This window comes from Sulfurimonas sp. (genome assembly GCF_023228785.1).
Lineage (GTDB): Bacteria > Campylobacterota > Campylobacteria > Campylobacterales > Sulfurimonadaceae > Sulfurimonas.
Genome location: NZ_JALOAN010000057.1, coordinates 1 through 8,394 on the forward strand (window position 1 = coordinate 1; position 8,394 = coordinate 8,394).

At 35.8% G+C, this 8,394-nt stretch carries 9 protein-coding genes; 6 read left to right on the forward strand and 3 right to left on the reverse strand.

Going from position 1 to position 8,394, the window contains the following annotated elements; translation table 11 throughout:
* Nucleotides 1-176: 176 nt before the first annotated feature.
* Together M0Q24_RS10880 and M0Q24_RS10885 are read right to left on the reverse strand one after the other, a co-directional pair.
* Nucleotides 177-914 (reverse strand): glycerophosphodiester phosphodiesterase family protein, encoded by a 738-nt coding sequence (locus M0Q24_RS10880; RefSeq protein ID WP_295050574.1) that lies wholly within the window; start codon nt 912-914, stop codon nt 177-179.
* Nucleotides 911-2,062: a 1-acyl-sn-glycerol-3-phosphate acyltransferase gene (locus M0Q24_RS10885; protein WP_295050576.1), complete on the reverse strand. Its 1,152-nt coding sequence runs from the start codon at nt 2,060-2,062 to the stop codon at nt 911-913. The genes M0Q24_RS10880 and M0Q24_RS10885 overlap by 4 nt, the downstream gene beginning before the upstream one ends.
* A gap of 230 nt (nt 2,063-2,292) precedes the next feature.
* Here M0Q24_RS10885 and M0Q24_RS10890 point away from each other — a divergent pair, with 230 nt between their 5' ends.
* The 6 genes from M0Q24_RS10890 (at nt 2,293) to tkt (ending at nt 7,313) form a co-directional block, all read left to right on the forward strand.
* Nucleotides 2,293-2,667, forward strand: coding sequence for a (2Fe-2S) ferredoxin domain-containing protein (locus tag M0Q24_RS10890; protein WP_295050578.1), 375 nt, complete (start codon nt 2,293-2,295; stop codon nt 2,665-2,667).
* 8 nt (nt 2,668-2,675) lie between these two features.
* Nucleotides 2,676-3,041: an aspartate 1-decarboxylase gene (gene panD / locus M0Q24_RS10895; RefSeq protein ID WP_295050580.1), complete on the forward strand. Its 366-nt coding sequence runs from the start codon at nt 2,676-2,678 to the stop codon at nt 3,039-3,041.
* Nucleotides 3,042-3,160: 119 nt separating this feature from the next.
* The gene (locus M0Q24_RS10900) at nt 3,161-3,466 is read left to right on the forward strand and encodes a YbaB/EbfC family nucleoid-associated protein (protein ID WP_295050590.1); all 306 of its coding nucleotides are present in this window, start codon (nt 3,161-3,163) and stop codon (nt 3,464-3,466) included.
* A complete protein-coding gene (locus M0Q24_RS10905) occupies nt 3,466-4,497 on the forward strand; it encodes a PDZ domain-containing protein (RefSeq protein ID WP_295050582.1) in 1,032 nt (343 codons plus the stop codon). Before M0Q24_RS10900 ends, M0Q24_RS10905 begins: the two co-directional genes overlap by 1 nt.
* 34 nt (nt 4,498-4,531) lie before the next feature.
* A complete protein-coding gene (locus tag M0Q24_RS10910) occupies nt 4,532-5,377 on the forward strand; it encodes a polyprenyl synthetase family protein (RefSeq protein ID WP_295050584.1) in 846 nt (281 codons plus the stop codon).
* A 16-nt stretch (nt 5,378-5,393) separates the two neighbouring features.
* Entirely contained in the window at nt 5,394-7,313 is a 1,920-nt protein-coding gene (gene tkt / locus M0Q24_RS10915; protein ID WP_295050586.1) for a transketolase, read from the forward strand.
* Between the two features lie 26 nt (nt 7,314-7,339).
* On the opposite strand, the gene M0Q24_RS10920 is transcribed toward tkt, so the two are convergent.
* Nucleotides 7,340-8,394, reverse strand: a 1,055-nt coding sequence (locus M0Q24_RS10920) for a nitroreductase family protein (protein WP_295050588.1), incomplete at its 5' end; no start/stop codon positions are given.

Sequence of the window (8,394 nt, forward strand, 5' to 3'; positions counted from 1 at the left end):
AGCCTTCTTTATAATTACTACTCATCAAAGCCCTATATTACGAAGTTTTATGACGGTATTGTACCATTTTAGGGATTAAAAGAACCCTTATTTAAGAGTTCTTTTAGAAAGTTCTTTCACAGTCTCTGAGAATTGGAACTAGTTGGAAATCTCGCTTTGGAAGGACTTATGTGGCTTTACGATTTCATCAACTTATCGCTAAAGATAGCATTTATTCCCATTTCAAAGAGCTCTTTAGCTCTTTTTTCATCATTTATTGTGTAAACATTTACAAAGATACCGCTCTCTTTTAGGATCTCTATAGTTTTTAGATCTGCTAAGTTATCGCTTATGTTGTAAGCCTTTGCACCCAAAGATCTTAGATACTCTATAGGGTTTTTTGGAAGTCTATCTTCGACTAAAGCCGCAGTTAAAATATTTGGTTTAATCTCTTTTATAAGAGCTAAGTACTTATGCCTAAAAGAGGAGAGAAGAATATTTTCTTGCATCTCAAAGCTCTCAATTAGATCCAATACAATTGAGACAAACTCCACATCTGTGTAAAACTCGCTTATATCTTTTAGTTCTATATTTAGTGGCATATTATGTTTTTTTGCAAATTCTAAGGTAGTCTCTAGATCTAGCAGAGGTTCATATACTCCATCAAACCAACTCCCATAATCAAGCTTAGATAGCTCTTTGTAACTAAGCTCATAAACTTTTATAGATCTACCTATATTTGTAGTTCTTTGAAGATCTTCATCATGAAAGATAATAGCTCTTTTATCACTACTTAATTGCACATCTATCTCTATAAAATCACAACACCCAAGACTAAACTCTAAAGCTCTTAGGGTATTTTCTGGGTTAAAATGGCTAAAACCTCTGTGTGCTGCTATAAGAGGAGAAGATTTAAAGAGTTCTAAAAAGCTCATAGATTTTTCTCTATAGAAGATTTTACAAGTTGTGTAAGTTCATCATAGCTCATATCTTTTGGATATATTGGCTCTAAATATTGCAACTTTATCTTCTTTGGTCTTGGAAATAATTTTCCGCTAGGAAGTGCTTCAAAACTACCATCTATAATAACTGGGACTATAGGAACACTATGTATAGAAGAGAGCATTGCGAAAAAAGGTCTAAACTCTAAGAGTTTTCTGTCCCTTGTTCTTGCACCTTCGGGAAAAATCACTAAGTTTTTACCCATCTTTAGCGGAAGTGCAGCTCTTTGCATCGTATCTTTTAGATCTATGTTTGCATCTATAAGGATTGTTTGTCCATATGTAGCGATGGGGTGAAGAAGTTTTGTTCCAAAGACTTGTGTAAATGCTAAAAAGAAAGTGTTTTTAAGTACAGAGTAGGGAAGTGTAGACTCTATCAAAAAGCCATCTAACATACTTTGATGATTTGGAGCTATGATGCAAGAGCCTTTTGGAATATTTTCAATGCCCTTTACTTCAAGGCTAAAATATAGTCTAAAGAGTGGGTATAGAAGCGTTTTATAGAGAAACATATTGATAGGTGAGAAGATTAATTTATCATCTTTTTCTTCATTTAAGATATCTCCCCAATCAACTCTAGATGGTTTTACAAAGGCTTTATGACTCTTTATATAGCTATATAGATCTTTTAAAACCATAGCATGAGAGAAGATCTTCTCATCTATATAAACCCCATAACTCTGTTCTATAAAGACAAAGAGTTCCACATAGTCAAGTGAATCAAGTCCTAGATCTAGCTCTAAGTGAGAGTTAGATCTGACTTGTTTTTGAGACATCTTGTAAAGAAATGATTTTAGACTCTGGTATATCTCATCATTTGGCTCTCTCTCTTTTCTCTCATTTTGTACCTCTTTTAAGATCTCATAGCCTAAAATCTTTTGAGACTCCTGTGCTTCTAAGTTATAAAGCTCAACTCCATACCAGCGGATCTCACTCTCTATATTTATAATATTTGCAGACTTTAAAGTCTCAAAATTTGGCACAATAGTGGCAAAGAGTTTGCCATCTTTTTTTTCTATAAAAATTTCTTTGATGTATGGACAAAGAGAGAGAACTTTTTGTTCAATATTTTTAAAATTCATATTTAAGATCTTGTGTTGAAACAACTTCTATCTAAGTTCAGCATAGACTTTATCCTCGGTAAATAGTAGTATTTTTTCAAGTTTATGACCTTTTATATTTTATAAGGTTGAAGCAGCAATTATAACCAAAAAGTTACTCTCAAGCTTAAAAAAACAAACTTATTTTGTGCTATGATAATTAATAGCTATATTTTTGTTATAATTTCGTCAAAAATTTAAGGATATTATTTATGGGAATTCCTCAACCAGCATTTTATATGTTTAAGTGTGAGCAAACAGCTCCACCGGGTATGCCAAAACCATCATGTGTAACTCCAGAGACTCAAGATTTGTTTCAACACTTAGCACAAAAACTCATGAAAGAGGGGATTATGGGAACTGTGCAACCGATTCGTACTTCATGTATGAACCGCTGTTCATCAGGGCCTGTTATGCTCGTAGAACCTGGACATGTGATGTATGCGCATCTTAATAAAGAAAAAATTGATAGAATAGTTGAAGAACATATTATTGGCGGAAATGTAGTAGAAGAGTATGTGATAGATAAAGAGCAGTGGGATGAGCCAATAACTCCTGCTAATATGAAAAAACAGATGGGAATGTAGGAAGATTTATGACAATAGATATGTTGTACAGCAAGATCCACCGTGCTACTGTTACAGACGCTAACTTAAACTATGTTGGCTCTATTACTATAGATGAGGAACTTTTAGAGGCTTCTAAGATGAGGGTTGGACAAAAGGTTGAGATTTTAAATGTTAACAATGGTGAACGATTTTCTACTTACATTATCTTGGGTGAGCGAGGAAAAAGAGATATTTGCTTAAATGGCGCAGCTGCTAGAAAAGTTCATAAAGGTGATAAGATAATTATCGTTGCATATGCAACTTATAGTGAAGATGAGCTAGAAAACTACAAGCCAAAGGTTGTTATCTTAGATGATGATAATAACATTGACTATATAGCGGATAGTATCTAAAAATAGAGTGAGATGATATAAATGAAATGTAATAAATTCTCGCCGAAAGGCGAAGCTTTAGTGACTGAGCAAATCAGTGACTTGTTGCTGATTTGTGAGATGATATAGTGTTTAGTAAAATGGGCGATATGAGCAAGATGCTTGAAGGTATGCAAGAAAATGCGGCAAAACTTCAAGCTGAACTAGAGTCTAAAACTTTTAGTGTAAAGAGTGGCGGTGGGATGGTTGAGCTTAGTGTTAATGGTAAGGGAGAAGTTATAGATCTAAACATTGATGACTCACTTATGGGTGACAAAGACTCACTGCAGATCCTCATCATTGGGGCAATAAATGACGCAAATAAAATGGTTTTACAAAACCAACAAAATAGTGCTTTAGGAATGTTAGGTTCAATGGGTGGTATAAACCCTTTTGGAGCTAAGTAGTGCTAAGACTTGCTTTTGCACTTAGCCTTCTTTTTTTAAACCTCTTCGCCTGCAAAGGTGGATATGACTCTTGCAAACTTAAAATAACCCACTCAAAAGCCATACAAAACTCTACTATAAGTGTTGCCGTAGCAAATAATAAAAGACTTATACATTCAGCTCATCAGCCAAATGCAAAAATTTTAAAACATGATGTTTTTTTAAATCTCTACCTTGTAGAAGCAAAAGATAAGTTCAAACACCCATTTAATATAAATAATCATCTATTGTTAGGCGTTGCATCTGTAGATGAAAAAAGTGCAATAGAGGGAAAGATACAAAAACGACAAGTTGGCTTAAATGACTTTGCAACGTTTAGCCAAAAGACTCAAGTTCCAGCTCTTCTTTTAAATAGTTGCTGTACTTTTGAGGGAGTAGTAACGAGTAGAGGCATCATAGAAAAAGTCTACTTAGAGAGATTTCTAAGTTCAAATTCTAGCGATTATGGTGATGTTGGTATTAGAGTATCTGATGCGAAGAAAAAAGTTACAATAGATAGAGTAGACCCTTTTTATAAAAAGAATCCTTTTAAAGTTGGCGATATAGTAGTAAGCCTAGATGGTAAAAAAGTCTATAACTCAGCTACTTTTATGCGCCAGATCTTGTTTTGCAAGGTGGGCACATTTAAGAGTTTAAAAGTAAAAAGAGGCTCGAAATACCATACTTTTAAAGTACGAGTAAACAAGAGATATGGCGGTGGATATGTTAGTGATACTTTTTTAGAACAAAAAGGGATCTACTTCTCACCAAACCTTGGCATTACACAAATCAGAGATAGTTTTGATGGTTATGGACTTAAAGTTGGGGATAGACTTATTCAGGTAAATGGTAAAAAAGTTAGTTCCACTAGAGATATTGCAACTCACTTAAATGAGTTTAACTATGCTGTGTCTTTACTGTTTTTAAGAGATGGTTTTGAGTTTTTTGTAAACATCAAGGGCGAGATAGAGACAAAGAGTGCTTGGGAAGTGGTGGATAGTAGTGCTAATTAATCCCCATTTAACAAGAGTCTATATATAATTTCACATGCAAAAATTTGAAGCTTTTTTACTAGAGAATTTACCAAGATCAAAAAGTATCCATCCAACATATGAGAAAGCCCTGCAACAGATGTTAAGAGCTGGCGGTAAACGCTTTAGACCTGCTCTTCTTTTAGGAGTTGTTAAAGCTTATAACCCCTTAATGAGTGAAGGTGCAAGACACGCGGCTTTGGCAGTTGAGATGCTTCATACTTATTCGCTAATTCACGATGATCTACCTGCTATGGATGACTCGCCACTTCGCCGTGGAGAACCAACCCTGCATATCTTGTATGATGAAGTAACCGCTATACTTGTTGGGGACGCTTTAAACACTTACTCGTTTGAGATCTTAGCAAATGCACCATTTTCAGACTACACAAGAGTAAAGTTAATAAACGCTCTTGCAAAAAATGGTGGGTTAAATGGAATGGTTTTGGGTCAAGCTATTGATTGTTACTTTGAAAATAAACCACTAAGCATTGAAGATATAAAAACTCTTCATACAAACAAAACCGCAAAATTAATAGCCGCATCACTTAAGATGGGAGCTATTATTGTAGGTCGTGAGGAATTAGCTGAGTTGCTTTATGAGTTTGGCATAAAGTTAGGACTTCTTTTTCAGATCCAAGATGACATATTGGATGTAACACAAAGTTCACAAGAAGCTGGAAAGCTAACAAACAACGATGGTGACAAAAACAGTTTTGTAACTATTTTAGGACTAGATGAGTCAATAAAAGAAGCCGATACGCTAGCTCTTGAGCTTAGTGACGCGCTTGAGAGTTTTGATGAAAATTTAAAGAGAGAACTCTCCCCTCTACTTATACAATATATAAACAGACATAAATAAAAAAGGCATAACTACAATGGGTAATATAATTCGCAAAAAGATGGCAGATAGTATAAGGTTTTTAGCAGCAGATATGGTTCAAGAGGCAAACTCAGGACATCCAGGTGCTCCAATGGGGCTTGCAGATATTGCAGTAGTTTTGAGTGAGCATTTAAATCATAACCCTAAAAATCCAGAGTGGTTAAACCGCGATAGACTAGTGTTTTCAGGCGGTCATGCAACTGGGCTTATCTACTCTCTTTATTATCTTTGGGGATATGGGCTTGAAGTAGAGGATCTTAAAAACTTTCGCCAACTAGACTCTAAAACACCTGGACACCCAGAATTTGGTCATACTAAAGGCATAGAGATTACTACAGGACCTCTAGGTCAAGGTATTGCTAATGCAGTTGGTTTTTCTATGGCATCTAAGTTTTTAGGCGAACAACTAAACTCAGACACTGCAAAAGTGATAGATCACAATGTTTACTGTCTATGTGGAGATGGAGATCTAGAAGAGGGGATCTCTTATGAGGCTTGCTCTATCGCTGGACATAACAAACTTGATAATTTAATTCTTATATATGACTCAAACCGTATAACGATTGAGGGATCTACGGATCTTAGTATTTCAGAAAATATTCGTGGTAGATTTGAGTCTCAAGGCTGGGACGCTATAGAGTGTGATGGTCATAATTTTGAAGAAATAGATGTAGCGTTAACTAAGGCAAAAGCTAATAAAAAGCCGACTATTATTATAGCAAATACTGTAATTGCTAAGGGTGCTGGGATTTTAGAAGGATCTGCTAACTCTCATGGTGCTCCACTAGGAGATGATGTAATTGCTAAAGCAAAAACAGATGCTGGGTTTGATCCAAGTAAGAAGTTTTTTGTAGACGCGGATGTAATGCTTAGATTTAGATGTGCTATAGAAAAAGGAGATCTACTTGAGAGAGAGTGGCTACATAGTCTAAAAACTCTTCCTCTGATGGAGCAAAATGAAGCACTAGATAGATTTTTAAATCCTGACTTCTCTCGCATTGAATATCCAACATTTGAAAAAGCAGATGCAACTAGATCTACAAATGGCAAGATTATGAACGCAATCGCAAAAGCCCTTCCAAACTTTTTGGGAGGTTCAGCAGATCTAAGTCCATCAAATAAGACAAATTTAAATGAGATGGGGATTTTTCCTAAGGGTAGAAATATCTACTTTGGTATTCGTGAACACGCTATGGCATCTATCGTAAATGCGATGGCTCTTTATGGTCCACTCATACCATTTTCAGCTACATTTTTTGTCTTTTCAGACTACTTAAAACCAGCTGCAAGACTAGCTGCACTAAGTGGAATACAACACTTTTTTATCTGGACACATGATAGCATTGGAGTTGGTGAAGATGGACCAACTCACCAACCAATAGAGCACCTCTCACAATTCCGCGCACTTCCAAACTTTTATGTTTGGCGTCCTGCTGATGGAGTTGAGAATGTTGAAGCATGGAGAGTTGCGTTAGAGATGAAAAAGTCTCCATCAGCATTTGTGTGTTCTCGCCAAAACCTCTCTATACTCCCAAGAGCTGTGACTGGATCTATTAGTCGCGGGGGATATTTAGTCTCATTTGATGAAGACTCAAGTATTACGCTTATGGCTAGTGGAAGTGAAGTAGAACTAGCTCTTAAAGTAAAAGAGAAGCTAAACTCTATGGGTGTAAAAGTAAATGTTGCATCTATTCCTTGTTATGATCTTTTTATTGAACAAAGCGATGCTTATATAGACTCTATAATAAAGCCACTTACAAGAAAGGTGGCTATAGAAGCTGCTCGTGGTTTAGAGTGGTACAAACTAGCCGATGAAGTTATTGCAATGGACACTTTTGGTGCGTCAGCTCCAGCAGAACAACTTTTTCTTAAGTTTGGTTTCTCAGTTGATTCTATTTTAGAAAAAATAAAATAAATTACGCACTCTTTAGTGCGTAATATTTAATATGCAGGTCGCGTTAATATGCGACTATCTACATATCCACGCCCTAGAGTAAAGTTATATAAAACTTGATAGCGATTGCCCTTAAGTCCTAGTACCTCATGAATCTCATCATCTAAAAAACATCCTATTCCAGTTCCAGATAGTCCCATAGAAGTGGCTTCAAGATAGAGTTGTTGCCCTATAGCTCCACACTCCCAGTAAAGCTCTTTATATCTATGTGCTCCATAAGTTTGAAGCTCATTTGTAAAATCGCACAGCATACTAAGAGAAAAAGCACCATCACTTGCAATGTCTTGAGAACAACTTATGGCTTTTGAAATAGATTTAAAATCTCCTAAATCAAGCAGATATAAATGCTCGAACTCTGTATGGATCCAGCTAAATTTTGGATCCATCTCTTGAACTAGTTCTTCTTTAACTTTAGGATCTCTTAGAAGTATATATAGCCCACTTTTATAATCTTCAACTCTATGTATAAAAATAGCTAAGTGAGCTGAATTTTCTTTAGCATCTTGTGAATAAAGCACAGACTTTAATAAAGTGTGAAATTGCTCTTTTGTGATGCTTGATTTATCCATCACATGAACACTTCGTCTATTTAAAACTACATCTTTTGACTCTTTACTTGGAGATCTTGTTATGTTGCTTTTTAAAGTTGTAGGTCTAGAAATTTGAGCTTGTGAAGTTGCTTCTTCTATTGCTGGGATGATATCCCACTCTTGCATCGAAGGACTTAATCTGTTTGCAATGCCTTGAAATCTTAAAGGAGTACTCTCTATGAGTAGATCTATACAGAGATCTGGAGTTATGTCTTTATGCGAGATAACAAAGAGCATATCAGGAGTTTCCTCCTCAAAAAACCTATCCTTTTGAGAGAGTCCTAAGAGAGTTGAGATATCAGTATCGATCACACTATCAAGTCTTGTGACTCTATATCCAAGCATTTTTGCAGAGACTACAAAAGCCTGCCAAGCGTGTCCAACATCTAGTTGAGTGTAGCGAAATGCTCTCTCTCCATACTTCCAAACCTCGCGCCATGAGATGCTAGAGA